This is a genomic window from Streptosporangium sp. NPDC005286 (assembly GCF_040607515.1).
Taxonomy (GTDB): domain Bacteria; phylum Actinomycetota; class Actinomycetes; order Streptosporangiales; family Streptosporangiaceae; genus Streptosporangium.
On the sequence record NZ_JBEXGU010000029.1, the window covers coordinates 1 to 23,468 of the forward strand.

Here is a 23,468-nt window from a genome sequence, read left to right on the forward strand (position 1 = left end):
CCGGAGGGCAGGTCGAAGGCGACCGACCAGCCGTTGATCGTGGTGGTGCCGCCATTGGTGATCGTGTACTTGCCCTCGAAACCGGTCCCCCAGTCGGAGACCTTGGTGAAGACGGCGGTGGCCGAGGCCGCCTGGGCGGGTAGTGCGACCGTCATCGCCAGGACGAGGGCCGCCAGGGCGACGAGAGAACGAGCGATGGCGCGTAATTTCACGTTAACCTCATGCGTTCTGTGGGGGGTGTGACCGTACGGCCCGCGCCACGCGGGGAGGTGCGCGGGCGCGAACGTGGGCGCGAGCCGTACGGCGAGGTGGGTGCGGTCTCGCCGTGGTGAGACCGTTCCGTTGATCAGCGCGGTACGCCGGGGACCGCCGGGCTCATCGAGTCGCGGGTGCCTCCGCCGTCGCATGCTCCGGGCATCGCCGATCGGCGGGTGAGAGTGCGGCGACGGCGGCGCCGAGAGCGGCCGGGACGGGGGCGCCGGGCAGGGCCGGGGCGAGGGCACCGGGCGCGGGCAGGGCGCGACCAGGGTTTGCAACCGCAGTCAGGACGAGGAGGGGAAAGGTGCGCCGCATGATCGCTCCCATGGACGTGGAACCTGGGGGGGTGAGGCGTCCGGACGGTCGGACCTTCGGTTGCGGCGGCTCACGCCGCCGAGTTTTCGCAGCTCATGATCTGGTCACAGGGGGCGCACGAGCCAAGGGCACCCCCATTCGGCACTTCTTTTAGGAAAGTTTCCTAAGAGTTGTCGTGATCGTAGCCTTGACAGAGTCCTGCCACAAGGCCCAAAAACGTCAGCCGCCGCGCTATCGGACAGGAACGTTCCAAAGCGCGCGGCGATCACCTTGTCGGCCGTTCCCCGGCACGACTAAGGCGCCCGGTACGGCGAACCGCACCGGACGCCCGCTCACCCGACTCTCAGGCGATGTCGAAACCGCTGAAGAGCAGAAGCGCCAACCCGAGGGCGACCACCACGTTGACCAGGGTCGCGGCGGCGAAGACCCCTACCGGACGCCAGCCGGCCTCCCTGAGCGAGGCCACCCGGAACTCCAGGCCGATGCTGACGAAGGCCAGGATCAGGAACCAGACCCGCAGGTCGTTGACCACCCCGATGGTCGCCTTGCCGTCCGCAGCGGTCACCGTGGACAGCCACCAGGTGGCGATCACGGAGGCCGCGACGAAGCCGAGCACGAACTTCGGGAAACGCCGCCAGAACTCTCCCGGCCCTGGGCGCGCCGCGTCGGCGCGGCGCTCGATCCGGAAGGCGAAGTAGGCGGTCAGCGCGATGGTCACCACGCCGATCAACGCGTTCTGGGTGACCTTCACGATGCTCGCCACCGCGAGCGCGTCGTCCCCGACGATCGCGCCGGCGGCGGTCACCGCGGCGGTGGTGTCGATGTTGCCGCCGATCCACGCCCCCGCCACCTCCGGGCTGAGCCCGAAGACCCCGGCCAGCCAGGGCAGGATGAAGATGGACGGCAGGGCGAAGGCGATCACCAGGCTGGCGCTGTAGGCGAGCTGCTCTCGCCTGGCCTGGACGGCGCCCGCCGCCGCGATGGCCGCGCTCACCCCGCAGATCGACACCGCGGCCGACAGCAGCGCGCGGAGCCTGTCGTCCAGGCCGAGCCTGCCGCCGAGCCACCAGGTGAACAGGAAAACCGCGGTGATCAGCACGATCGCCTGGATGATCGCGGGACCGGCGGCCGTGACGATCACCTTGAGGTTGATCGAGGCGCCCAGCAGGACGAGGCCGGTCTTGATGAAGAACTCGGTGCGGAAACCTCCGGCGAGGCGGTCGCGCAGCCCGGTCGCGGTCAGGACCGCGTTTCCCGCCAGTCCCAGGATGATCGCGTACACCGGATACTCGACGGCGGCCCCGATGTCCCCGAGCGCGGTGCCCTCAAGCAGGTCCGGCACGTTCCTGTCCAGGTAACGGGTGGCCGCGGCCAGCAGCAGGACGACCAGGACCCCGAGCAGCGCCCACCCCAGGCCGCTCCCGGAGGCGGCCGCGGGACCGCCGGCCGCGCCGACCTCTACGTTCTCTCGCTTCCCGGTGCTCATCAGGGCACCAGCCCGACGGGGATGACGCCGACGAGCACCAGTGCCAGGAGCACGAGCCCGACGACCGTCGCCGCCCAGTCCTCGTTGATCGCCGTCCGGCCGTCGTCCGCGGTAGGGGGATCTGTCTCGCTCATCTCACGACCTCACTCGTTGTTTCGCGGTACACCCCCCGAGCGATTTCATGTTAAGCCGATAGGGATTAAAGGTAAACCGGTCGAGCTCGCCCGTTGACCATCGGACCCGCGGGTCGGCGAGCACACTTCCGGCGGTACGGTAGCGATGCATCCCGTAACGCCCCCTGGAGCACCACCATGTTCTTTGGCATCACCGACATCTGGACCTACGTGGTCGGCGCCTTCTTCATCATCCTGCTGCCCGGCCCGAACTCGCTGTACGTGCTTAGTACCGCCGCCCAGCGCGGGGTACACCAGGGGTACCGAGGGGTCATGGGGGTCTTCCTCGGCGACACCGTCCTGATGGTGCTCGCCGCGGCGGGGGTCGCGTCGCTGCTGAAGTCGACACCGATCCTGTTCAACGTCGTCAAGTACGCCGGGGCGGGTTACCTGGCCTGGATCGGGTTCCAGATGCTGCGGGGGGCCTGGCGCTCGTGGCGCTCCCCCGAGGCCGCGCGGGCCACGACCCCCGTGGCGGAGCGGATCGCGGAGAGCCCCTTCCGCAAGGCCCTGGTCATCAGCCTGATGAACCCGAAGGCGATCCTGTTCTTCATCTCGTTCTTCATCCAGTTCGTGGACCCCGCCTACGGCACCCCCGCGCTGTCGTTTCTGATCCTGGGCGCGATCTGCCAGTTGTTCAGCGTGCTCTACCTGTCGGCGCTGATCTTCGGTGGCACGTTCCTGGCCGGCCAGTTCCGGGCCCGCCGCGGCGTGTCGACGGCGCTGCGGACGGGCGTGGGCGCGCTCTTCATCGGCTTCGGCGTGCGGCTGGCTACCGCGACCCTTGGTTGACCTTGATCGCGACGCTGACCAGCGAGAGGAACAACTCGGCGTCGGCCCGCCCCTCGATGGTCATGGCCACCCACCCGGCGTCCGCGCCGGGAGTGACCCGCCGGCAGTCGGTGAGCACCCGGGCCCACCGGTCGATCACGTCGGTGGTGAGGAGCAGTTCCGCGGTGTGATCGCCGGACATCCTGACGATCTCCCGGCCACCGGACCGGAATCCCAGCCCCCTGCGGGTGCGTTTCAGCGCCAGGTCGGGCCAGCCGATGAGCTGGGCCGCCACATTCGCAACGCCCTCGGTGGAACGGCTGGACGCGCGCGTGCTCAGCACTGCCATGTCTCCCATGGTCGCGGACCGGACCCAATCGGGAAAGCTTCCGTTTCTCAACCGTTACCGGGCAAGTGATCCTCTTCATTAATCGTAATAATTCACACCTCCATCGCACCCGATTGAGATGGTAATAAGCGGTTTTCACGAGATGCTGGACCTCGGTCAGATACGGTGAGTGGCCGGTGAACAGCCGGAGACGGCAGTCTCCGCGATCGCCCTCGACATGGCCGGCATGCATACGGCGTGCCGGGGTAGGCGCGAACATCCAGCGCCCACCACCGCACCAGCCCGTGGAGCGTCATGAGCCATCAGCCCATCGTCCTCCCCCGCCTCGCCGCCCTGGCCAGACAGGCGGCGCCGAGACTGCTTGAGGGCGTCGTCGCCCCCCTGGCCGTCTTCTACGCCGCGCTGGCCGTCCTCGGCCTGCGGGGCGCGCTGGTCGCGGCGGTCACCTGGGTGTACGCGGGAGTGGGGTGGCGGCTGGTCCGGCGGATCCCGGTGCCCGGGACGATGATCCTCGCCGTCATCGCGATCACCGTCCGGGCGCTGCTGGGGTTCTGGACCGGGAGCGCGGTGCTCTACTTCCTCCAGCCCGAACTGGGGACGATCTGCATCAGCATGGTCTTCCTCGCCTCGGTCCGGCTCAACCGCCCACTGGTGCAGCGGCTGACCCTCGACTACATCCACCTGCCGTCGGCGGTGCTGAAACACGAGCGGGTCCGCCGGTTCTTCGCCCGTATCACCCTGCTGTGGGCCTTCGTGCTGCTGGCCAACTCCGCGGTGAGCATCTGGCTGCTGCTTCACGAGTCGATCGGCACCTACCTGCTGGTCCGTACCTCGACCGTGGCCGTGATCAGCGGCCTGGCCGTGGCCTTCTCGCTGTACGCCTTCCGCCGGGTGTTACGCCGCCTGCACTACGACCCCCTCGCCACCCCGCCCGCCTAGCGGGGCAACCGCCGTGCGGTGGACGCACGAAAAGAGGGCGGGGAGGTTCGCATGGTCATGGGTCGGATGCCAAAACGCTGGGCCGGGCTTCCGGTGTTCGTCATCGCGCTCGTGCTGGTGGCTGCGGTGGGGTCACTGGCGGCGGTCAACGCCGGCGGTGAGTATCTGTCACTGAAGCGCCCGCCGTGGGCGCCGCCGCAGTGGCTGTTCGGCCCGGCCTGGACGGTGCTGTACGTCATGATCGCCCTGTCCGGCTGGCTCGCCTGGTCGGCGCGCGGCCTGACCCCGGCGCTCGGTGTCTACGCGGTCCAACTGGTCCTCAACGCGGCCTGGACACCGCTGTTCTTCGGCGCCGGGCAGTACGGCCTGGCGTTCGCGGAGATCGTCGTCCTCTGGCTGGCCATCGTGCTCAACATCGTGCTGTTCTGGCGGATCAGCCGCCCCGCCGCCTGGCTCCTGGTCCCCTACCTGCTCTGGGTGACCTACGCGTCCTCGCTGAATCTCGCCATCTGGCAGCTCAACTGAGCATCCCCGCTTCGTGCGCGGGGACCTCGAGCCCGGTCACTCCCCGACGAAAGTCGGAGGTGGTGGGGGCCATTCGGAGGATGTGGCGGGCCCCGCCCGGTTCCTAGGGTCGGTGGGACGGATCTCGTGGTGATCTCAGGGACATGACCGGAGACCCCGGGGGTTCTCCCGGATACCCGGGGATCACCAGGGATGTCAGCGTTCCGTGCGAGACATCCCCGCCCCCGACTGGAGCCCGGTGTGACACAGGCAATCCTTGACACCCTGCACGATGCGATGGCATCTCCCTGGATCTATCTGGCGCTGTTCGCGCTGGCGTTACTCGACGGGTTCTTCCCCGTGGTGCCGGCGGAGACGTCGGTCATCACCGCCGGGGTGTTCGCCGCCGCCACCGGCGCCCCCGACCTGCCGCTGGTCATCGCGGCGGCCGCGCTGGGCGCGTTCGCGGGCGACCACGTCTCGTACGCCATCGGGCGCGGCGCCAACAACCGGCTGCGCAACGGCAGGCGCAGCCGCAAGACGTTCGCCTGGGCGGAGCGGGCGCTGGCGGAGCGGGGCGGGCTGATCCTCGTGGTGGCCCGCTACATCCCGGGTGGCCGGACCGCCTGCACCCTCACGATGGGCGCGGTCGCCTACCCGCGGCGCTCGTTCGCCCTCTTCGACGCGGTGGCCGCGCTGTCCTGGGCGCTCTACTCGGGACTGATCGGCTACGTGGGCGGCGCGGCCTTCGAGAACGACCCGGTCAAGGGCCTGCTGCTCGGTCTCGGGATCGCCGTGACGATCACCGCCGTGGTCGAGGCCGTCCGCTACCTGCGCCGGCGCCGGGTCCCGGCGGAACCGCAGGCGAGCCTGGTCACCTCCGGTGACTGACGGCGAAGGGAGCCCCCGGACGCCGAAGCCCCCCGGCGGCGGCGTTCATGATCGCTTCCAGATCAGGGTGTGCCACCGGCCGCCCTCCTCGGCCGCCAGCACCAGACGGTCGCCGTCGGCGTTCAGCTCGCGGATCTGGACGGTGCCGGCGAAGGCCGGGTTGAGCGACAGCTCGACGTCGTGGGCGACGTGCCCGTCGCGGATCTCGTAGCGGCCCGCGTAGGCGAAGAACGAGGTGAACGCCTCGGCCAGCGCCTCCGGGGGCGCCTTCCGCGGGCTGGCACCGGGTAGCGGGGATCGCCCGGCGCGCGCGATGGTCGCACTCATGTGGCCGTCGGGGGTGTAGCAGAGCAGCCCCACCGCGTCGGTGCCGAAGGGGTGCGAAACCCTTCCCCCGGCACTGACGATCCGCCACTCGACCAGGCGCCAGGCGCCCACGAGATCCATGCCCGTGAAACTATGATAAGAGAAGCCAGCCAGTCAACAGCCCCGATGCGAATCTCGGGGAATTCCCTGCGAAGTCAGGGTTAACCCCGATGGCTCCGGCACCTCCCGCCAGGGGACGCTTCCACTGTTCATCGCGAGACCCCCACCGGACGCCTTCCCGAGGCGATCCGGTCATCTCGCCATGGCTTCATCTGGTTGGGAGGAGTGCGCATGACCGTGCTGGCGGCAGGCCTGGCGTTGCTGGGCTCCCTGTTCTTCGCACTCGGCGCCGCGCTGCAGCAGTTCGAGGCGTCGAGCACCTCCCGCGCCATGCTGAGGCACCTTGTCCGGCGCCCCAGGTGGCTGCTCGGCGGCCTGGCCATCGCGGCGGGCACGGCCCTGCACGTCGTCGCGCTGAAGTACGGCCCGCTCACCGTGGTGCAGCCGATGGGCGTGGCCAGCCTGCTGTTCGCCCTGCCCTGCGCCGCCGCGCTGCGACATCGCAGACCGCGGCCGGGCGAGCTGGCCGCCGCCGCGGTGATCTCGATCGGGCTGATCGGCCTGGTGCTGGTCGTGCCCGATCAGAGCGGCGACCCACACCTTGGCACCGGGGAGGCGGTGGCCCTGCTCGCGGGGGCGGCCACCGCCTCCCTGGCACTGTGGGCCGCCGCCAGGCACGCCTCCCCCGCCGCGAGAGCCTGCCTGCTCGCCATGGGCGCGGGCGTGCTGTACGGCGCGACCGCCACGCTCACCCGGGTCCTGGTCGAGGGGGGCGGGGAGTTCTGGTTCCTGCTCGCCGTCCCGGTGCCCGCTCTGCTCGCACTGGCCCTGCTCCAGCGCGCCTACGCCGTCGGCCACTTCGGCGTCGCCTTCGCCGCCCTCCAGGTGTCCGACCCCCTCACCGCCGTCGTCTTCGGCGCCCTCCTGCTCGGTGAACCACTGCCGACCGGCGTGGCGGCGGTGCTCACCGCACTGGCGGCGTCGGCGCTCACCGCCGCCGGAACCGTCTCACTGGCCCGTACCACCCCGATGTCCCCGTCGCCCGACGCGACAGCACGATGAACAGCACGATGAACGGAGTCCTGATGGCCATGCCGTCCGCCACCGCCCTGCCGATCCCCGCGCGGGCCCCCGCCATCCTTCCCACCCGGCCTCGCCGGGTGCTGATCGCCACCGACACCTACCCGCCGGACGTGAACGGCGCCGCCTACTTCACGCACCGGCTGGCCCGGGGCCTGGCCGAGCGGGACAACGAGGTCCACGTGGTGTGCGCCTCGGACACCGGCCCGGCCAGGACCGAGCGGGTGGAGGGAGTGACCGTGCATCGGCTGCGCTCGGCGCCGGTGCTGGTCCACCCGACCATGCGCGTCTCGGTGCCGACCCGGCTGGACCGGCTCGTCGACGAGATCTCCCCGGACGTGGTCCACACCCAGGGGCACTTCATCGTCGGCCGCGCGGCGATCTCCGCCTCCCGGCGGGCCGGCATCCCCGTCGTGGCGACCAACCACTTCATGCCGGACAACCTCTTCCAGTTCGCGCACATCCCCGAGCGGCTCCGCACCAGGGCGGGCGCGCTGGCCTGGAAGGACTTCAACCGGATCTTCTCCCGGGCGGACCGGGTCACCACGCCCACCAGGATCGCGGCGGGACTGCTCACCGCGAAGGGCTTCGGCCCGCCGGTGGAGCCCGTCTCCTGCGGCATCGACCTGGCGAGGTTCCAGCCGCGCGCCGAGCCGAAGGCGTGGGCGCGCGGGGCCTTCGGCCTGCCCGACCGGGACACGATCCTGTTCGTCGGCCGGCTGGACGAGGAGAAGCGGCTGGACGAGCTCATCCGCGCCCTGCCGCACGTGCTCAACAACGCCGACGCGCAGATCGCGCTGGTCGGCACCGGCGGGCAACGGGCCGCACTGGCCAGGCTGGCCGACCGGATCGGAGTCGGCGACCGGGTGACCTTCCTCGGATTCGTACCGGACGAGGCGCTGCCCCAGGCGTACGCCGCCGCCGACGTCTTCGCCATGCCGGGCGTCGCGGAGCTGCAGAGCATCGCCACGCTGGAGGCCATGGCCACCGGCCTGCCGGTCGTCGCCGCCGACGCGATGGCCCTGCCGCACCTGGTACGGCCCGGCGAGAACGGCGCCCTGTTCTCACCGGGTGATGTCCAGGAGCTGGCGCGGCACCTGGGTGCCCTGCTCGCCTCACCCGGGCTGCGTGCCTCGATGGGCAGCGCGAGCCGCGCCATCGCGCTGACCCACGACCACCAGGCCTCCCTGGCCAGGTTCGAGGCGATCTACCGGGAAGTGGCGCGGTGATCCCGTGGGGTGTGCTCCGGGGCGGAGCGCCCGAGCGCACGGTGATCTACCAGGACATGGCGCGGTGAACTCCGAGGCGAAGCACCGGAGGCGATGCAATGAACCCCGAGACGATTCACCGGGAGGCGGGGCGATGAACTCCACAGCGATTCACCGGAAGGCTGCGCGATGAACAAGGACCTGCCGTCCCGGCTGCCGGGGATGGCCGGGCCGTTGCTCGCCCTGGCCGCGATGGGCTACGCGCACCTGACCTCGGCGGACGCGGTGAGCCCCTTGAACGGCCTGGTCAGCGAGTACGCGCTGCGCGGCGACAGCGCCTGGGCGATGACCGGCGGCACGATCGCCCTGACCATGGGCTGCCTCTGGGTCGCGTACCTGCTGGCCAGGGTGGACCCGGTGCGCGGCGCCGCGGCGCGCGCGCTGTTCGTCGCCTCGGCACTTGGACTCCTGCTCACCGCCACGTTCCCCACCGACGCGGCGCCCGGTGTCACCTCGATCGGCGGGGAGATCCACCGCTGGTCGGCGGCCGTTGTCTTCACCGCGCTGCCCTGCGCGGGGTGGATGCTCGGCCGCCGGTCCGGGAGCCGGGCACTGGCGGGGTCGGCCGTCCTGTCCGTGGCGCTGCTGGCCTGGTTCCTGGCCGCCCACCCGGGCTCGCTGATCTCGGACCTGATCGGCGGCCCCGACCACTACGGCCTGGCGCAGCGTCTGCTGCTGCTCTCCGAGATGACACTGGTCTTCCTCGCCGCCCTGCGGTCAGGCCACCTGGACGGCGACGGCGCGACCGGTCGCCTCGGCCACCGGCGGCCCGGGAGCGACCGGGGGATGACGGTCCCCATCCAGCCCGGCCCGGACGACGCCCGGCGCCCTCACCAGCCGATAGGTCTCGGCTGACAACAAAGCCATCCCCTCCGCTCGCTTACCGGCGAGCAAATGAGACGTGTCGCACGTACCCGGCAAGGTGTTACCTACGCTAACGTAGGTTACGGTTGCGTAGTCTTTGAGGGAGAGGCCTGATGCGAAAGTTCAGTGAGACCGAGCTGCTGCTCGAGCTTGAGCCCGTCGTCGCGGGGGAGCTGGACCGACACCACAAGGTGGCCAAGGAGTGGTTCCCACATGAGTACGTTCCCTGGGCGGAAGGCCGGAACTATGACGGCCTCTTCGACGGGGACGCCTGGGACGAGTCCGACACCAAGATCCCCGAAGAGGCCCGCGTCTCCCTCATCGTCAACCTGCTGACCGAGGACAACCTCCCCAGCTACCACCACGAGATCGCCACGACCCTGGGTCGCGACGCGGCGTGGGGCACCTGGGTGCACCGCTGGACCGCCGAGGAGGGCCGCCACGGCACCGCCATCCGCGACTACCTGACGGTCACCCGCGCGGTCGACCCGGTCGCGCTGGAGCGGGCTCGGATGGTGCACATGAGCGAGGGCTTCAGCAACTCCTACGAGGGCGTGCTCGCCTCGGTCGCCTACGTCTCCTTCCAGGAACTGGCCACCCGCATCTCGCACCGCAACACCGGTAAGGCATCCCAGGACCCGAACTGCGAGCGCCTGCTCGCCAGGATCGCCGCCGACGAGAACCTGCACATGCTCTTCTACCGGAACCTGCTCAACGCGGCCTTCCAGCTCGCCCCCGACCAGACCATGCGCGCCGTGACCGACGTCGTCACCACCTTCCAGATGCCCGGCACCGGCATCGAGGGCTTCACCCGCAAGGCCATGACCATCGCCAACGCCGGGATCTACGACCTGCGCCTGCACATGGACGACGTGCTGCAGCCGGTCCTGCGCCAGTGGGACGTGTTCAACATGAAGGACCTCGGCCCCGAGGGCGAGAAGGCCCGCGAGGAGCTCTCCGAATTCCTCGACCGCCTGGAGACCACCGCCTCCCGCTTCGTCGAGCGCCGCGAGGCCCGCCGCGCCCGCCAGGCCGCAGGCACCTGAACCACCTCCCCAGATGGACGCGGCGCGGTGTCCCAGCCCTCGATTGGATAACCCCAGCAGATGCGTCTCGGCCCCTTCGGGTTGAACGCGGTGGAGCCGATGAGCGCGTGGTTCGACTTCGGGGGCAGTGCACGAACATCCGCGTCGGCGGGCGACGTGTCCCGCGTCAGCCGGACACCGCGCGCAGCGCGCCCGGGCGGCGGCCGGTGAGGCGGTCGAGTGCGGCGGCGGTGGCGTCATCGGCGGGGAGATGGACGATGAGGCGCTGGTCGTCGTCGGCGGGCAGTTCGAGGGTCTCGTACGCCAGGCGCAGCTCACCCGCGTCGGGGTGGACCAGCCGCGTGACGCCGCTGGACTTCGGGAGGCCGGGCAGGGTGTCCACCCGCCCGGCGAAATCCGCCCCGGCGGTGACGGCCAGTTCGTCGGCCAACGTGGCGATGTGCCAGTCCGCCCTGAACGGCCCCTGCTTGAGGGCGGCGACCTGTTCGTCGGCGACATGGTCCCAGTCGGGGTAGGCGGTCCGCGCCCGGCTGTCGGTGAACACGAAGCGGGCGAGGTTCGGCGGGCTGTCGTCCAGCAGGCCGATCGGGCGCGCCAGCCGTTCGTACCCCGCCGTCCAGGCGAGGATCTCGCTCAGCCGGTTGACCAGCAGGGCGGGGGCGGGCTCCAGCCGGTCGAGCAGTGCCCGCACGGTGGGGCGGACCGCGCGGGCCGGCATCGTGGCGCCCGTGCAGGTGAAACCGCCGTCGGCCGACTTGGAGAGCCGGTGCAGGTGGACGCGTTCGCTCGTGGTCAGCCGTAGCGCGACGGCCAGCGCGGAGAGCACGGGGGCGGACGGGCGGCGGTCTCGTCCCTGTTCGAGCCGGGTCAGGTATTCGACGCTGACTCCGGCGAGCGTGGCCAGCTCGGCCCTGCGCAGGCCCGGCGTGCGGCGGCGTGGGCCGGTGGGCAGCCCCACCTGGGCGGGGGTGACGGCTTCACGGCGGATGCGCAGGAACATGCCCAGCTCGTTGTCGCTCACGTTTCGAACGTAACAGCCGTGACCGCCGGGGTCGTGGCCCTGTCACTACCAGCCTTGGCCCGGTCTTCCTGGTCTCCGTACCGCCCGGCAGGTTGGGGGGCGTGATCTTCCGGTCACTTCGGAACCCGTATCTCCAGCAGGGAGCACAGCCATGCCCAGTGAGACCCTCAACCTCGCGGTGATCATCGGTAGCGTCAGGGAGGGACGGTTCGGCCCGGTGGTCGCGAACTGGTTCACCGAGCAGGCCGAGCGGCACGGCCGGTTCGCGGTGGACCTCATCGATCTGGCGGACACGCCCCTGCCGCTCGAACTGCCGCCCCTGCCGCCGGTGCTCGAACCCAACATGGCCCGTCCTGCGGAAATGGCGGACCTCACCCGGCGGATCGACGCGGCCGACGCGATCGTCGTGGTGACGCCGGACTACAACCGCAGCTTTCCGGCCTCGCTGAAGGCCGCGATCGACTGGCACTACGCCGAGTGGGAGGCCAAGGCGATCGGCTTCGTCGGCTACAGCGGGGGGAGTGGCGGCCTCCTGGCGGTGGAGCAGTTGCGCCAGGTCTTCGGCGAGTTGCACGCTCACACGGTCCGCGACTACGTCAGCTTCCCCCGGTACTACGAGCTGTTCGGTCCCGACGGCGTCCTCAAGGACCCCGAGAGGCCCAACGAAGCCGCGAAGGTGATGCTCGACCAGCTTCTCTGGTGGGGCTCGATCCTCCACGACGCCCGGCGCGACCGCCCGTACGCCACGAGGCCATGATTCACATCGCCATGATCATGAACATGTCACGCCGGCTCGCCCGCACCGGCGACCGGTGACCCGGGTTTCCGGACGCTCACTCAGACGGCGGCGGCCAGCTCGCGAGGCCGGGAGCGGTGGGCGGCGGGCCGCAGGGTGCGGAGGAAGACCAGGACCAGCACGGCCGCCAGGCCGGTGGTGATCGGCGGGACCAGGAAGGCCAGGGTCTCGCCGAAGCGGTCCACGAGCTGACCGGCCACGGCGGCGCCGGTCGCGATGCCCAGGCCGATCGCGCCGGTGAGCCAGGTGAACGCCTCGGTCCTGACCTCGCTGGGAACCAGGGTCTCGACCAGTGTGTAGCCGGTGATCACCGCGGGGGCGATGACGAACCCGGCCAGGGCCGCCCCGCCGTACAGCATGGGGATGGACGTGGCGAACATCAGGACGGCCGTGGCGGCGGAGAGCAGTCCGACGCCCGCCACGAGACGGATCGGGGCACCCGCCCGCCAGCGGACGACGCCGTAGAGGATGCCGCCGACGAAGCTGGCCCCCGAGAAGGTCGCGTAGATCGACCCCGCAGTTCCGGCCTGGCCGAGTGCGGCGGTGTAGGAGGTGATGCCGACCTGGAGGCTGCCGAAGACGGTGCCGACGGCGACGAAGGCACCCGCGAGCACGGCCACCCCGCGCAGCCGGAGCACCCCGCGCTGGGCACGGACCCGGACCGGCATCGGCTCGGGAGCGCCCTTGCCGACCAGGGCGAACAGCAGCGTCCCGGCCACGATCATGACCAGCGCCAGCAGCAGCGCCCAGACCGGCGAGAACCCGGTCGAGATGGCCACCAGCAGCACCGGGGCGAGGGTGAAGGTCAGCTCGTCGGTGATGGACTCCAGGGCGAAGGCCGTGTCGAGCCTGCCGGAGCCGCCGAGCAGGTGCGCCCAGCGGGCCCGGACCATCGAACCGATCTGCGGCACCGTGGCACCGGCCAGGGCCGCGACGACCACCAGCGCCGGGGCCGGGGCACCGGCGGAGGCGAGCACGAGCAGCGTGCCCAGTGCGGCCGCATGCAGGGCGACCTGCGGGAACAGCACCTTCGGCTGACCGTACCTGTCGGCCAGCCGCCCGGTCTGCGGGCCGGCCAGCGCCGCCGCCACCGCGGCGGCGGCAGCGGCGACACCCGCCACGCCGTACGAGCCGGTGGACCACTGCACGAGCAGCAGGACGCCGAGCTGGAGCATCGCGTACGGCAGGCGCGCGGCGAACGCGGGGACGAGGAACCGCCAGGCTCCGGGCGTACCGAGCACGGCGAAGTACGACTTCAACAGATCTCCGTCCAACATCCAGACGGAGACTCCGCCCGGTTCGGGAGCCCACCGGGGGTGGTGGGCTTCGACCGGGGTGATACCGCTCTCGCGGCCGCCGAGCGGTCATTGCATGCGCCCCTGTGGAACGCAACAGCCATCTACCTTATGCCACGAACCGCCCTTCTCCCACTCGGCCGAGCACTACAAGCCCTCGCCGCCCCCTCCAGGCCGTCTCTTCAGACGAGGTCACGGGCACTCAATCGGCCGAACGGTCCAGGGGCTGTCGCCGGGTGGCGCCTATGCTGCCGAGCAGGGTGAGTGCCTGGGCGCTGGGGCTGCCGGGTTCGGCATGATAGATGATCAGCTGCTGGCCGGGCGCGTCACGCACGTCGAAGGCCTGATAGGTAAGGGTCAGGGGGCCGACGTCCGGGTGCATGAGTTGTTTGGCGTCCCGGGTCTTGCCCCGCACGCTGTGGGCGCTCCACAGGGCCGCGAACTCCCTGCTCTGCTCGGTCAGGGTCCGTACGAGCTCGCGGAGCCGGGGATGCTCGGGGTCGAACCCGGCCGCCTGCCGCAGGTTGGCCACGGTGGCCTGGGCGGCCCAGTTCCAGCGGGTGTAGAAGTGCCGTCCCGCGGGGTCGAGGAAGGCCATCCGGGCGAGGTTGTCGGCGGGCTCGAAGGGCGAGAACAGGGCCTCGGCCAGGGCGTTGGCGGCAAGGATGTCCAGGGTGCGGTTGATGACGAACGCGGGGGTGTGCGGGTAGCCGTCCATCAGCTGGCGCAGTGCGGGACCGACCGTGTCCCGGGTCTGGTCCGGCCGCTCGTTCGGCGCGGTGCCCGCCAGCCGGTACAGGTGCGCGCGGGCGTCGGCGTCCAGGTGCAGGGCACGGCTGAGGGCGTCGAGCACCTGGGGTGAGGGGTGGCGTTCGCGCCCCTGTTCCAGGCGGGTGTAGTAGTCGGCGTTCATACCGGCCAGAACGGCGACCTCCTCGCGGCGCAGTCCGGCGACCCTGCGTACCCCATGGGTCGCCATGCCGACGTCCTTTGGCAGCAGGCCCGAGCGGCGTGCGCGCAGAAAGTCTCCCAGCTCGTTGTCAGCCATACCCCCAGGTTAGACAGGCAGACGGCGGCCTGCCCGGGTGTGTCACACCCAGGCGGTGAGCGTCCTGGTCGGCGACCCGCGACCCGCCCAGACTCGGTGACGCGAGGCGATCGCGGACGCCGTCGCCTTCGCGATCGGCCGGTCCGTCGACGTCGACGTCAACGAGATCGTGGTACGCCCGGCTGCCAGCGCCCAGTAGCACTGCCGGAGCCTGGCCCGGAAGCGAGCGACCAGACTCCGGCACGCGGCCGACCGGATGGAGTCCCGGGTCGGCGGGTGTCCGGACCAAGGGGCGGCGCAGGGTCGGACCGGAACTCCCGAGCACCGTCCGGCCACCTCGAAATCTCGGCAGATCGAAAGGCTCACGTTCGGCAGATCGAAAACCGGCGTTGTTGTTTCCCCATGTGGCAGGGGATCGAACACACCCCCAGACGCGCGACGGAACTGGTCTGCGACGCGCTCCAGGACACGCGGGTCATCGTGTTCATCCGAAGCATCCCGGACGCCTTGCCAGGGCGGTCGGAGACGGTCGAACTATGGCCACTACCGGAAACAGCCGGTACGCAGGCCGCGTGGGAACCGGCCGGGCTGCTATGAGATGCGGCCGAAGGCTCGCTCCGCAGGGGGGAGGTCACCGGGATCCCACCAAGAGCCGGTGCGGGCGGCCGATCGCAGGGCGGGCCAGGACAGGGCCGCGAGGGCGGCGGCCAGGGCGGCGACGGCCGTCATCGCCCCCGACAGGCCGGTGGCCTCGGCCCAGCGCCCGACGTAGACGGGACCGGCGAGGAAGCCCAGGTAGGCCACGGTGGCCACCACGGATGTCGCCCTCCCCCTGGCTGCCTCGCCGACCTGGGCGGCGACGACGCCCATCAGCGTGGGGAAGAGCACCGCCGTACCGGCCGCGGCCAGGGCCAGCCCGAGCAGGACCACCGGGACGGACGGCGCGGCGGACACCAGCAGGGTTCCGGCGGCGGCCGTCACGGCGCCGGAGACCAGCACGATCGTGGCGTACCTGGAGCCGAACGCGCCGGCGGCGAAGCGGGTGAGGGCGACGACGGCGGCGAAGACCGCCGGACCGGCCGAGGCGAGCGCGGGGCCGGCGTCGGCCACGTCCGCCAGGTAGACCGCGCCCCAGCTCTGGTGGGCGTTCTCCACCGCGAAGGCCAGCGCGCCCAGCCCGCCGACCACGAGCAGCGGGAACAGACGCACCCCTCTCCCGCCTGCTCGGCTTACCGCGTCCCCGTACCGCTCGCCGTCCTGCACCTCCGCCCGGCCACTGTCCTTTCTCTCACCTGCCTGGCTCTCCGCGTACTTCGGCCGACCAGGCCCCCTGCTCCCACGCCGCTCGCCGCACCGGGCGGCCCCCGCCGCGACCGGGGCGACCCGCGCATCGGCGACGACGCTGAGCGCCGCACCGGTCGCGGCGACCGCGACCAGCAGGAACGGTACGACGACCGGCACTCCCAGGGCGCCGAGCAGCCCGGCGGAGAGGCTGCCGACCACCACCAGGGCGGAGAAGGTGCCGTGCGCGCGGGTGATGACCGGTCTGCCGGAGGCCCGTTCCGCCGAGCCCGCCGCGGAGTTGATCGCGACGTCCGCCGCGCCCGAGGAGGCGCCGAGCAGGGCCAGACCCGCCGACAGGCTCCAGAAGTCGCGTCCGGCCACGGCCACCAGCGTCCCCGCCGCGCCGAGCGTCACCAGCAGCAGCGCGGCGACCCGGAGCCCCCAGCGGTCGACCGCCCTGCCGGTGACCAGCATCGCGGGCAGCGCCCCCGCCCCGATGAAGAGCAGCGCCGTACCGAGTTCCCCGTCACCGAGTTCCGCCTGGGCACGGATAGCGGGCACCGAGGCACCCCACACTCCCCAGAAAGCACCGAACGCGGCAAAGCCCGCATAGGCCGTACGCGCCCGGGTACCGCCCTTATCCACTGACACGTGTGTAACGATACACAAACTCCTTGTGTATCGATACACAGATATCCTCGGCCCATGAGCGGACGGACGGCACGACGCCGGGTGACCATGGCTGAGGTCGCCCGCGCGGCAGGGGTGTCCGTAATGACCGTCTCGTACGCCTATGGCCAGCCGGGACGGGTCTCCGACGAGGCACGGGCCAGGGTCCGCGAGGCCGCCGAACGCCTCGGCTACCCGGGGCCACACCCCGGCGCGCGGTCACTGCGCCGGGGTCACACCGGCACCCTGGGCGTCGTCCTCGGCGAGCACCTCACCTACGCCTTCGACGACCCCCAGGCGACCCGCTTCCTGTCCGGCGTCGCCCAGGTCTGCGCCGACCACGGCATGGCGCTGACGCTCGTCCCGGTCACCGGAGCCCCCTCCGACGTCGACCGGGTCACCGAGGCCGCCGTCGACGCCTTCGTGGTCTGGACGACGGCCGACGACGACCCCGTCATCGACGCCATCACCGCCACCGGCCTGCCCGCCGTGATCCACGGCGGCCCCCACCGCGACGGCCTGTTCTTCGTGGCCGCGGACGACCGCGCCGCCGCCGCTGCCGTGGGCCGCGAGGTCTTCGCGGGGGCACGGCGCCCGGGAGTGCTGAGCTTCCCCCTCGACCGCGACCGGATCTCCCAGGTCGCCTTCGGTACGGCCGGTCCCGGCCCGCTCCCCGATCTCGGGCGTACTCCTACTCCAGATCGCGGTCGCGTTCCCGCTACCGCGCCCTCCGCCCCTGTCCCTGCTTCCGTCCCCGCGGCCCTCGACCCGAACGCCGAACCTCCCGGCACCACTCCGGCCAGCGCGTCTCCGGGAATCGACCCCGACGCCTCGACCTTCCGGGTCACCCGGCAGCGCCTGCGCGGCTACCGCGACGCCTGGGCCGAGACCGGCGGCGACTGGTCACAGGTCCTGGTCGCCGTCTGCTCCACCAACAGCGCGCACGAGGCCGAAGCCCTCGTGGCCGAACTGCTCACCGGCCCGTACGCCTGCGACGCGATCGCCGCGATGAGCGACGAGTTGGCCCTCGGCGCGCTGCGCACCGCCGCCCGGCTGGGCCTGAGCGTCCCCGGCGACCTCACCCTCAGCGGCTGGGACGACTCCGACGCGGCCACCCCCGCCGGGCTCACCACGATCGCCCAGTCCCTCCGCGACCAGGGCGCCCGCTGCGCCCGTACCGCCCTTGGCCACCCCGCCCCCGCCGACCAGAGCACCGACATCTCCTGGCACCTGATCAGCCGCACCTCCACCCGGCGGCCCGGAAAGACGGGCACGCACGGCGTCACCGAGCCACCGGCGTGAGAAACCGTTTCAGCAAGGGCGCCAGCGGGCGTTCGACCAGGATGTGGATGGCGTAGGCCGCCAGGCCCATCAGCGCCACCAGGCCGGCCAGCAGGAAGTACCGTGGCACGCTGCCGCCGAGCCGGTCGAAGATGACGAAACCGACGTGCGCGTGGACCAGGTACAGCGGGTAGGTCAGCGCTCCGGCGACGGCGAACCAGGGACGTCCGAGACGTTGGGTGGCGCGGAGCGCGACGAGGGTCATCACCATGAAGATCGCGATGATGACGGCCACCACGACGGCGGTCCCGATCTCGGTGTGGTAGCGGATGCTCACCTTGCCGGCGAACTCGATGCCCCGGTAGACGGCGTTGCCGAGGGAGACCACGACGATCGCGCCGAGCCGCCAGGACAGGCCGAACCGGTAGACCATGCACAGGGCCATGCCCGCGATGAAGTAGTGCGAGAACTGCGACTGCACCACCAGGTCGGCCACCGAGTGAACCGAGGAGGGAAGCACTCCGCTCTGCAGCAGGAAGGTCAGGGCCAACCAGCCCCACAGCACTCCGATGACCCGGCTTCGCGTGATGCCGATCCAGGCGAGCACAAGGATGAGCGCGTAGAACCTGATCTCGGCCCACAGAGTCCAGTAGACGACGTCGACATTGGGAATGTCGGGCAACGCGTTGAACATCGTCAGATTGGCCAGATACTGCCCAAAGGTGATGGGATATTTTCCCATACCCAGCGTGACCGAGACCACCGTCGTGATCGTGACCGCGACCCAGAAGGCCGGATAGAGGCGGACGATTCGCGAGACCAGAAAGGCTCCCGGGCGACGGTTCCAGGCACTGAGCAGCACGACGAAGCCACTGATCATGAAGAAAACGTCCACGCCCAGGTAGCCGAATCTGGCGATCTCACTCCCTGCGGGAAAACCGACCTGGATCGCACCGCCCGCGTACCCGGAAAAGACGTAGTGGTATATCGCCACGGAGACAGCCGCGGCGATACGGAGCGCATCGATTTCGTGGAGCCGGTCGCGATTCGGGGCGCGGTGCCGCCCGACCCCTGCAACCAGGCCGGGAGACCTGTGGCGCTCCACGGCCACACTCCGAGAGGGGGAAGGATTCACTTGACCTCGGTTACCGAACACCGGCTCTTCGTACGGACAGGCGAAGGGCAGCCTCAGCACCGATATCCCTCGGACGGCTCACCCCTACTTATCGATATCGGTTGGACACTTTGCCATATCAGCCAGGGATGCGCTGATAAACAGCAGATTCCGATGATGCCGCTGCCATTCGGAGTAACCATCGAATCAGCATCCGGCCCCGAATATCGACGAACCGTTCGAGATCTTTGACGACCCCTTTCCGGCCTATCAGACAAATCAGACCATAGAGATTACCGAACCCGAATATTGTTCTCAGAATCCCTGTCGGCCATACTTCCCGTAATTAAAAGTGAAAGATCTTACATAATTGCCCGCCGACGCAATGGTGTTGCCTTCCAGCGCCATGTACCGACGAAAGAGACCGATCGCCCCGGACGTCGCGGCCGACCTGCTGTCCGTCAGCGGACTTCTCGCCGCCGGCGGACACGACGCGCGGATTGCCTGCTCAGCGGCGGTCACGTTGGACAGCCGGTCGCGGAACCTGCAATCCGCGACCGTGTCAACCGGTTGCCCAAGCCATCGCAGAGAAGATGGATCTGGCCGAGCGTGAGCATCCGTGTCTTCGACGAGCATGATGATGGTCGTCTGCTCTTACAACGAGGATCGAGGGCCCGGCGGTTGAGCGTGTCCCTGGGCATGGGCTGTGCTCGATCCAGGACGATCCGGCGCGACATCAGAGGAGGACCCGGGCATGGCCTGGAGCACGCGACAGCTCGCCGACCTCGCCGGCACCACCATCAAGACGGTGCGGCACTACCACCAAATGGGGCTGCTCGAGTTGCCCGGCCGAGCGCCCAACGGGTACAAGCAATACCAGACGACGCACCTCGTCCGGCTGCTTCAGATCAAGCGGCTGACCGAGCTCGGCCTGTCGCTCGCCCAGATCCGGGCGATGGGGAGTGCGGACGAGGAGCCCGACGAAGCCATCCGCGTGCTCGATGCCGAGCTGGCATGCACAATCGAGCGCCTGCAACGGATTCGCGCGGAGCTGGCTGTCATCCTCAAGTACCGGGCCCCCTTGGACACCCCACTGCCGTTCGGTCCGGTCGCCGAAGGATTGTCGGAGCGGGACCGGGCCTTGCTGACCGTGTTCTCGGGGGTGCTCAAGGACAGCGCTCTCGACGACCTCCGTCAGCTCATGACAGAGGCCACCGAGGGCGAGGCCGACGAAGAGTTCTACTACCTCCCAGCGGACGCCGACGACGCGACGATCGAGACCATCGCGCGCCATCTGGCCGAGTCGATCCAGCGGAGCCAGGCCCGGTTCCCCTGGATGGCGGACCCCGGCTCCGCGGCGACGCGCGGCCCGAGGTTCGCCGAGGCCGCGATCGCATCCGCTTTCACCGAGCTGTTCAACGTCGCCCAGCTGAAGGTACTCGCTCGCGCCCAGGCGCTGGCAGGCGAGGCGAGTTGATCGAGGGCTCGTATCCAGCTGGTGGTGACGGCGCTTCGACGAGCCGGCCGGAGGCATTGCGCTTCTCGGCTGGCAAGCCCGCGCTCTTTCTCACGATCGCGGGCGCGTTCGTCCTCCGATGTTGCAGATCGCCAACCACGGCGTACCTCTCGCGGAGCGGAAAGGCCAGCGCCTCCTGTTTGGTCCCAGAGCATCCGCGCACACCAGGTCCACGTACAGCCACGCAGCGGTAAGAGGCGATCGACCGCCCTCGCGGCAATCATGCGTGAGTAGGGCTCGTGGGCCCCGGTCCAGGCGGTGCACACCCCCGTTGAGGCCGCCCGGGAGCCGGCCTGGGGTGGCCCCGATGATCCAGGGGCCTGGACCCTACCTTGCGTGCCAGGCTGTCGGCGAGACTCACTTAAGCTCCACTCCGGTCTCAGGACCGGTCCCATTGCGGCTCCGCTTCCGCGACCCGCGCATCTCGGTCTTTCTCTGACTCCATCCCGGTCTACGGACCGGTCCTATTGCGGGCAATGCTGGATGAGTGCATCACCGCGTTCGCGTACCCAGCCCCCCTGGTCTCCGGACCGATCTCATTGCGGCAACGAAAGGTGACCACTCAAGTTGTCAAGCCAGATCCGTGAGGTGGTCGCCCTTGATACTTACGAGGAAGACATCCCACTCCTCGGGAGTGAAGGCCAGCACCGGGCCGTCGGGGTCCTTGGAGTCGCGGACCAAGAGGAGGCGTTCGGCGTCGGCTGTAAGGCTGGGCGCGACCCGAGTGTTGTCAGCGAGCGCGACTTCTACGCAATTTTGGCCGCTCCCATTGAGGGAGTTCTTGTGCCAGACACCGACTTCAACGCACTGGCCGCCGTTGGCGTTGCTTTGGCTGGACTTACGCCAGGTCACTTGGGAGAGATCGATCATGGGCATGCTTCTCCATCCACTCGCATTTCCCGGATAGCCTGCTCGATCAAGCTGCGGGTCTGGTCTGGTCCGAGGGCTCGTGCGCGCAGATGATCGAAGAGCAGGACGTATGCGTCTACTTCTCGCGGATCCTCCAAATAGACGCTTCCCTGCCAATATTCAACATAAACAGTGTCTGGGTCGGACATTTTAGGGAAACTTAGAACGGTGAATCCGCCATCCATCGCGGGGTGAACACCAGCCGAAAAAGGCAGGACCTGAAGCGTGATATAGCTTCTCTCGGAGAGTTGGATCAATCGCTGGAGTTGGTCCTGCATGCTCTGGACTCCCCCGACTGGTCTGCGGATGACCGCCTCGTTGAGGATGCACCACATCATGGGTGGATCGGGCCGCTCCAGCGCTCGCTCCTGTCGCTTCATCCGAATCGAGAGGCGTCGCTCCATTTCTTCATCCGGCGGCAACACGGGCGCGGATCTCATGACAGCTCGCGCGTAACCTTCGGTCTGGAGCAGTCCGGGCACGAACTCCGACTGGTATTCCCGGAAGGTTGCCGCCTCTTCCTCCAGGCCGACATAGCTCTGTACCCATTCCGGGATTGCCTCGGACACCTTGTACCACCACCCGCGCTTGCGCGCATCGCGGGCGAGTTGCATGAGCGCTTCTTGGCGTTCGCCGGTGACTCCATAGAGATCAAGCATCATGGCCACGAGGGCAACCGTGGCTGCGCTCGTAGCCGATTCAATCCGCGTGATGGTGACAGGCGAGCATCCCGCATGCTCGGCCGCCTGGTCACGCGTCAGCCCCGCCTCCTTGCGGAGGCGTTGCAGTTCTGCCGCAAGGCGACGTCTGCGAACCGATGGGCTTCGCTGAGCACCCATGACACTCCTCTCCGTGACTGACCTATCGCAGTCTGTCGAAGTGATCTTCATTCATCAACATGCACGATGTTCATTTCGATTCTTATTGCCGACAGAGCAACGGTCATGCAGACTGAGTACTCAGAGTGACGGCTTGCTCATGGAGAGCAATCGGCAACTTTCGGCCGAACACCTTCAAATCGAAAAGGGGTGGCGGGGAGATGAGGGTGCGTGATCCTCAAGGGTGGGGCGGGCGGCTCGTGGAGCTGGCCTGGGAGTTGAGCGAGCTGGGGGTCGACTCTGTGGTCCGGCTCTCGCCCGGCCAACCGCCGAGCATGGAGATCCTTCTGGCGCCGGGGCGGCACGGGTCCACGGCCGGGCGGAGGGGCTGCGCTCCGGTCTTCGCCTGGAGCCGGGGTCGGGGTCGAGACCGGAAACGGGGCCAGAGCAGGTGCCGGAGCCGGGGTCAAGACCAGAAGCGGAACGGGAGTCGGGACGTTCGGAGCAGGGCACAGGCTCGGGAGCGGCTCGGGCGGATCGTACGGGGGATGCGATGAGCACGCTCGGACTGCTCGGGCAGGTCGAGCTTCCCGCGCAGGTCGCCTCCGTCCCGCAGGCCCGCAGCTACGTCCGCGACCTGCTCGACGGTGTGGGTCACCCGTACGCCGACGACGCGCTGCTCCTGCTCACCGAGTTGGTCACCAACTCGGTGCGCCACTCCGACTCCGGCCACGCTCCCGGCGGCCGGGTCATCATAGCCGTAGCCCACCACAATGGAACGCTCCATATCGATGTCATCGACGCCGGATCCAGCACCGGACAGCGACCCCGGGTCTGCCCGGACGCCGACCCCGACAGCGGCGGTGGACGCGGCCTCTGGCTGGTTCAGCAGCTGTCCTCGGACTGGGGCTGGTACGAGACCTCGGCCGGACGGGTCGTCTGGTTCCAGCTCGGCGGACGGTGACCACATGGTCCGCTGGGACTGCCCGCCCCGCTGCCTGAGCCCTCATGTGCTTCCCCCGCGATCCCACTGCGAGGCCCTGACCTGGGGTCCGTCACGCGGGGACGAAAAGGTGCGAGTCCTCAGATGGACCTGCAACTGCGGCCCGACCCTCTATGAGCTGTGCCAGGTGAACGAGCTGAGGCTCATCCGCCGCACGGAGCGCGTACCGGAAAAATCGTCCATCGGCGAGAGCGACCGGTGGCAGGCCCCCGAGGCGGACGCGATGTGGATCGCACTGCTGCACGGACTCGTGCGATAGCGACGGGAGGTGGTCTGCGCGCCACCTCACCCGCGACGCCCGACCCCAGAGCCGGGGCATCGTGGAGAGACACCCACTACTAGGG

The 23,468-nt window shown here is 69.6% G+C and carries 25 protein-coding genes and 1 pseudogene; 13 read left to right on the forward strand and 13 right to left on the reverse strand.

Annotated elements, in window-relative coordinates; translation table 11 throughout:
- The 3 genes from ABZU75_RS13615 to ABZU75_RS13625 form a co-directional block, all read right to left on the reverse strand.
- The coding region (locus ABZU75_RS13615; RefSeq protein WP_355553369.1) for a cellulose binding domain-containing protein at window positions 1-212 on the reverse strand (212 nt) is incomplete at its 3' end.
- Between the two features lie 704 nt (window positions 213-916).
- Window positions 917-2,059 (reverse strand): putative sulfate exporter family transporter, encoded by a 1,143-nt coding sequence (locus ABZU75_RS13620; protein WP_355553372.1) that lies wholly within the window; start codon window positions 2,057-2,059, stop codon window positions 917-919.
- Window positions 2,059-2,193: a hypothetical protein gene (locus tag ABZU75_RS13625; RefSeq protein ID WP_350924263.1), complete on the reverse strand. Its 135-nt coding sequence runs from the start codon at window positions 2,191-2,193 to the stop codon at window positions 2,059-2,061. Before ABZU75_RS13625 ends, ABZU75_RS13620 begins: the two co-directional genes overlap by 1 nt.
- Before the next feature lie 177 nt (window positions 2,194-2,370).
- On the opposite strand from ABZU75_RS13625, the gene leuE reads away from it, so the two are divergent.
- Window positions 2,371-3,024, forward strand: coding sequence for a leucine efflux protein LeuE (leuE, locus tag ABZU75_RS13630; protein WP_355553376.1), 654 nt, complete (start codon window positions 2,371-2,373; stop codon window positions 3,022-3,024).
- On the opposite strand, the gene ABZU75_RS13635 is transcribed toward leuE, so the two are convergent.
- Window positions 3,005-3,352 carry a luciferase family protein gene (locus tag ABZU75_RS13635; RefSeq protein WP_350924259.1) on the reverse strand — a complete coding sequence of 116 codons (348 nt, stop codon included), beginning with the start codon at window positions 3,350-3,352 and terminating at the stop codon, window positions 3,005-3,007. The genes leuE and ABZU75_RS13635 overlap by 20 nt on opposite strands.
- Window positions 3,353-3,646: 294 nt before the next feature.
- Between ABZU75_RS13635 and ABZU75_RS13640 the strand changes: the two genes are divergently transcribed.
- The 3 genes from ABZU75_RS13640 (at window position 3,647) to ABZU75_RS13650 (ending at window position 5,686) form a co-directional block, all read left to right on the forward strand.
- Window positions 3,647-4,291, forward strand: coding sequence for a VC0807 family protein (locus ABZU75_RS13640; RefSeq protein WP_350924257.1), 645 nt, complete (start codon window positions 3,647-3,649; stop codon window positions 4,289-4,291).
- A gap of 66 nt (window positions 4,292-4,357) precedes the next feature.
- Window positions 4,358-4,816 carry a TspO/MBR family protein gene (locus ABZU75_RS13645; RefSeq protein ID WP_355553381.1) on the forward strand — a complete coding sequence of 153 codons (459 nt, stop codon included), beginning with the start codon at window positions 4,358-4,360 and terminating at the stop codon, window positions 4,814-4,816.
- Between the two features lie 240 nt (window positions 4,817-5,056).
- Complete coding sequence (locus ABZU75_RS13650) at window positions 5,057-5,686, forward strand: DedA family protein (protein WP_350924253.1); 630 nt, start codon at window positions 5,057-5,059, stop codon at window positions 5,684-5,686.
- Between the two features lie 45 nt (window positions 5,687-5,731).
- Here ABZU75_RS13650 and ABZU75_RS13655 read toward each other — a convergent pair whose 3' ends face one another.
- A complete protein-coding gene (locus tag ABZU75_RS13655; protein WP_355553385.1) occupies window positions 5,732-6,133 on the reverse strand; it encodes a lipocalin-like domain-containing protein in 402 nt (133 codons plus the stop codon).
- A 210-nt stretch (window positions 6,134-6,343) separates the two neighbouring features.
- On the opposite strand from ABZU75_RS13655, the gene ABZU75_RS13660 reads away from it, so the two are divergent.
- From ABZU75_RS13660 to ABZU75_RS13675, 4 genes are all read left to right on the forward strand, one after another.
- Complete coding sequence (locus ABZU75_RS13660) at window positions 6,344-7,174, forward strand: DMT family transporter (protein WP_355553388.1); 831 nt, start codon at window positions 6,344-6,346, stop codon at window positions 7,172-7,174.
- An 8-nt stretch (window positions 7,175-7,182) separates the two neighbouring features.
- On the forward strand, window positions 7,183-8,421 hold the full coding sequence (locus ABZU75_RS13665) for a glycosyltransferase (RefSeq protein ID WP_355553391.1): 1,239 nt from the start codon (window positions 7,183-7,185) through the stop codon (window positions 8,419-8,421).
- Between the two features lie 168 nt (window positions 8,422-8,589).
- Window positions 8,590-9,315, forward strand: coding sequence for a DUF998 domain-containing protein (locus tag ABZU75_RS13670; protein ID WP_355553394.1), 726 nt, complete (start codon window positions 8,590-8,592; stop codon window positions 9,313-9,315).
- A 122-nt stretch (window positions 9,316-9,437) separates the two neighbouring features.
- The gene (locus tag ABZU75_RS13675) at window positions 9,438-10,370 is read left to right on the forward strand and encodes an acyl-ACP desaturase (RefSeq protein ID WP_355553397.1); all 933 of its coding nucleotides are present in this window, start codon (window positions 9,438-9,440) and stop codon (window positions 10,368-10,370) included.
- A gap of 166 nt (window positions 10,371-10,536) precedes the next feature.
- Here ABZU75_RS13675 and ABZU75_RS13680 read toward each other — a convergent pair whose 3' ends face one another.
- Window positions 10,537-11,391 carry a helix-turn-helix transcriptional regulator gene (locus ABZU75_RS13680; RefSeq protein ID WP_355553400.1) on the reverse strand — a complete coding sequence of 285 codons (855 nt, stop codon included), beginning with the start codon at window positions 11,389-11,391 and terminating at the stop codon, window positions 10,537-10,539.
- 151 nt (window positions 11,392-11,542) lie between these two features.
- Here ABZU75_RS13680 and ABZU75_RS13685 point away from each other — a divergent pair, with 151 nt between their 5' ends.
- Window positions 11,543-12,148, forward strand: a complete 606-nt coding sequence (locus ABZU75_RS13685) for an NAD(P)H-dependent oxidoreductase (RefSeq protein WP_355553403.1) — start codon at window positions 11,543-11,545, stop codon at window positions 12,146-12,148.
- A gap of 80 nt (window positions 12,149-12,228) precedes the next feature.
- Here ABZU75_RS13685 and ABZU75_RS13690 read toward each other — a convergent pair whose 3' ends face one another.
- The 3 genes from ABZU75_RS13690 to ABZU75_RS13700 all read right to left on the reverse strand — a co-directional run bounded on the left by ABZU75_RS13690 (window position 12,229) and on the right by ABZU75_RS13700 (window position 16,465).
- Window positions 12,229-13,446: an MFS transporter gene (locus ABZU75_RS13690; RefSeq protein WP_355553406.1), complete on the reverse strand. Its 1,218-nt coding sequence runs from the start codon at window positions 13,444-13,446 to the stop codon at window positions 12,229-12,231.
- 238 nt (window positions 13,447-13,684) lie between these two features.
- Window positions 13,685-14,530 (reverse strand): helix-turn-helix transcriptional regulator, encoded by an 846-nt coding sequence (locus ABZU75_RS13695; protein ID WP_355553409.1) that lies wholly within the window; start codon window positions 14,528-14,530, stop codon window positions 13,685-13,687.
- A gap of 591 nt (window positions 14,531-15,121) precedes the next feature.
- A complete protein-coding gene (locus tag ABZU75_RS13700) occupies window positions 15,122-16,465 on the reverse strand; it encodes an MFS transporter (protein WP_355553412.1) in 1,344 nt (447 codons plus the stop codon).
- A gap of 54 nt (window positions 16,466-16,519) precedes the next feature.
- On the opposite strand from ABZU75_RS13700, the gene ABZU75_RS13705 reads away from it, so the two are divergent.
- Window positions 16,520-17,785 carry a LacI family DNA-binding transcriptional regulator gene (locus tag ABZU75_RS13705; RefSeq protein WP_355553415.1) on the forward strand — a complete coding sequence of 422 codons (1,266 nt, stop codon included), beginning with the start codon at window positions 16,520-16,522 and terminating at the stop codon, window positions 17,783-17,785.
- On the opposite strand, the gene ABZU75_RS13710 is transcribed toward ABZU75_RS13705, so the two are convergent.
- Window positions 17,766-18,959, reverse strand: coding sequence for an acyltransferase (locus tag ABZU75_RS13710; protein ID WP_355553418.1), 1,194 nt, complete (start codon window positions 18,957-18,959; stop codon window positions 17,766-17,768). The two genes, ABZU75_RS13705 and ABZU75_RS13710, sit on opposite strands and share 20 nt — an antisense overlap.
- A 673-nt stretch (window positions 18,960-19,632) precedes the next feature.
- Between ABZU75_RS13710 and ABZU75_RS13715 the strand changes: the two genes are divergently transcribed.
- Window positions 19,633-20,355, forward strand: coding sequence for a MerR family transcriptional regulator (locus ABZU75_RS13715; RefSeq protein ID WP_355553421.1), 723 nt, complete (start codon window positions 19,633-19,635; stop codon window positions 20,353-20,355).
- Here the strand turns inward: ABZU75_RS13715 and ABZU75_RS13720 are convergent.
- From ABZU75_RS13720 to ABZU75_RS13730, 3 genes and pseudogenes are all read right to left on the reverse strand, one after another.
- Window positions 20,346-20,493: pseudogene (locus ABZU75_RS13720) on the reverse strand (IS256 family transposase); the annotation flags it as partial. The gene ABZU75_RS13715 and the pseudogene ABZU75_RS13720 sit on opposite strands and share 10 nt — an antisense overlap.
- A gap of 471 nt (window positions 20,494-20,964) precedes the next feature.
- Window positions 20,965-21,264, reverse strand: coding sequence for a DUF397 domain-containing protein (locus tag ABZU75_RS13725; RefSeq protein WP_355553424.1), 300 nt, complete (start codon window positions 21,262-21,264; stop codon window positions 20,965-20,967).
- The gene (locus ABZU75_RS13730; RefSeq protein WP_355553427.1) at window positions 21,261-22,142 is read right to left on the reverse strand and encodes a helix-turn-helix transcriptional regulator; all 882 of its coding nucleotides are present in this window, start codon (window positions 22,140-22,142) and stop codon (window positions 21,261-21,263) included. Before ABZU75_RS13730 ends, ABZU75_RS13725 begins: the two co-directional genes overlap by 4 nt.
- A 532-nt stretch (window positions 22,143-22,674) precedes the next feature.
- On the opposite strand from ABZU75_RS13730, the gene ABZU75_RS13735 reads away from it, so the two are divergent.
- Entirely contained in the window at window positions 22,675-23,085 is a 411-nt protein-coding gene (locus tag ABZU75_RS13735; protein WP_355553430.1) for an ATP-binding protein, read from the forward strand.
- Window positions 23,086-23,194: 109 nt separating this feature from the next.
- Window positions 23,195-23,383 carry a hypothetical protein gene (locus tag ABZU75_RS13740; RefSeq protein WP_355553433.1) on the forward strand — a complete coding sequence of 63 codons (189 nt, stop codon included), beginning with the start codon at window positions 23,195-23,197 and terminating at the stop codon, window positions 23,381-23,383.
- Window positions 23,384-23,468 lie beyond the last annotated feature (85 nt).

What these genes read in the sequence shown, in the direction of transcription:
- ABZU75_RS13620 (WP_355553372.1), bottom strand. Translation starts at nt 2,059, where the DNA reads ATGAGCACCGGGAAGCGAGAGAACGTAGAGGTCGGCGCGGCCGGCGGT.
- ABZU75_RS13625 (WP_350924263.1), bottom strand. Translation starts at nt 2,193, where the DNA reads ATGAGCGAGACAGATCCCCCTACCGCGGACGACGGCCGGACGGCGATC.
- leuE (WP_355553376.1), top strand. Translation starts at nt 2,371, where the DNA reads ATGTTCTTTGGCATCACCGACATCTGGACCTACGTGGTCGGCGCCTTC.
- ABZU75_RS13635 (WP_350924259.1), bottom strand. Translation starts at nt 3,352, where the DNA reads ATGGCAGTGCTGAGCACGCGCGCGTCCAGCCGTTCCACCGAGGGCGTT.
- ABZU75_RS13640 (WP_350924257.1), top strand. Translation starts at nt 3,647, where the DNA reads ATGAGCCATCAGCCCATCGTCCTCCCCCGCCTCGCCGCCCTGGCCAGA.
- ABZU75_RS13645 (WP_355553381.1), top strand. Translation starts at nt 4,358, where the DNA reads ATGCCAAAACGCTGGGCCGGGCTTCCGGTGTTCGTCATCGCGCTCGTG.
- ABZU75_RS13655 (WP_355553385.1), bottom strand. Translation starts at nt 6,133, where the DNA reads ATGGATCTCGTGGGCGCCTGGCGCCTGGTCGAGTGGCGGATCGTCAGT.
- ABZU75_RS13660 (WP_355553388.1), top strand. Translation starts at nt 6,344, where the DNA reads ATGACCGTGCTGGCGGCAGGCCTGGCGTTGCTGGGCTCCCTGTTCTTC.
- ABZU75_RS13665 (WP_355553391.1), top strand. Translation starts at nt 7,183, where the DNA reads ATGAACGGAGTCCTGATGGCCATGCCGTCCGCCACCGCCCTGCCGATC.
- ABZU75_RS13670 (WP_355553394.1), top strand. Translation starts at nt 8,590, where the DNA reads ATGAACAAGGACCTGCCGTCCCGGCTGCCGGGGATGGCCGGGCCGTTG.
- ABZU75_RS13675 (WP_355553397.1), top strand. Translation starts at nt 9,438, where the DNA reads ATGCGAAAGTTCAGTGAGACCGAGCTGCTGCTCGAGCTTGAGCCCGTC.
- ABZU75_RS13685 (WP_355553403.1), top strand. Translation starts at nt 11,543, where the DNA reads ATGCCCAGTGAGACCCTCAACCTCGCGGTGATCATCGGTAGCGTCAGG.
- ABZU75_RS13695 (WP_355553409.1), bottom strand. Translation starts at nt 14,530, where the DNA reads ATGGCTGACAACGAGCTGGGAGACTTTCTGCGCGCACGCCGCTCGGGC.
- ABZU75_RS13705 (WP_355553415.1), top strand. Translation starts at nt 16,520, where the DNA reads ATGAGCGGACGGACGGCACGACGCCGGGTGACCATGGCTGAGGTCGCC.
- ABZU75_RS13715 (WP_355553421.1), top strand. Translation starts at nt 19,633, where the DNA reads ATGGCCTGGAGCACGCGACAGCTCGCCGACCTCGCCGGCACCACCATC.
- ABZU75_RS13725 (WP_355553424.1), bottom strand. Translation starts at nt 21,264, where the DNA reads ATGATCGATCTCTCCCAAGTGACCTGGCGTAAGTCCAGCCAAAGCAAC.
- ABZU75_RS13730 (WP_355553427.1), bottom strand. Translation starts at nt 22,142, where the DNA reads ATGGGTGCTCAGCGAAGCCCATCGGTTCGCAGACGTCGCCTTGCGGCA.
- ABZU75_RS13735 (WP_355553430.1), top strand. Translation starts at nt 22,675, where the DNA reads ATGAGCACGCTCGGACTGCTCGGGCAGGTCGAGCTTCCCGCGCAGGTC.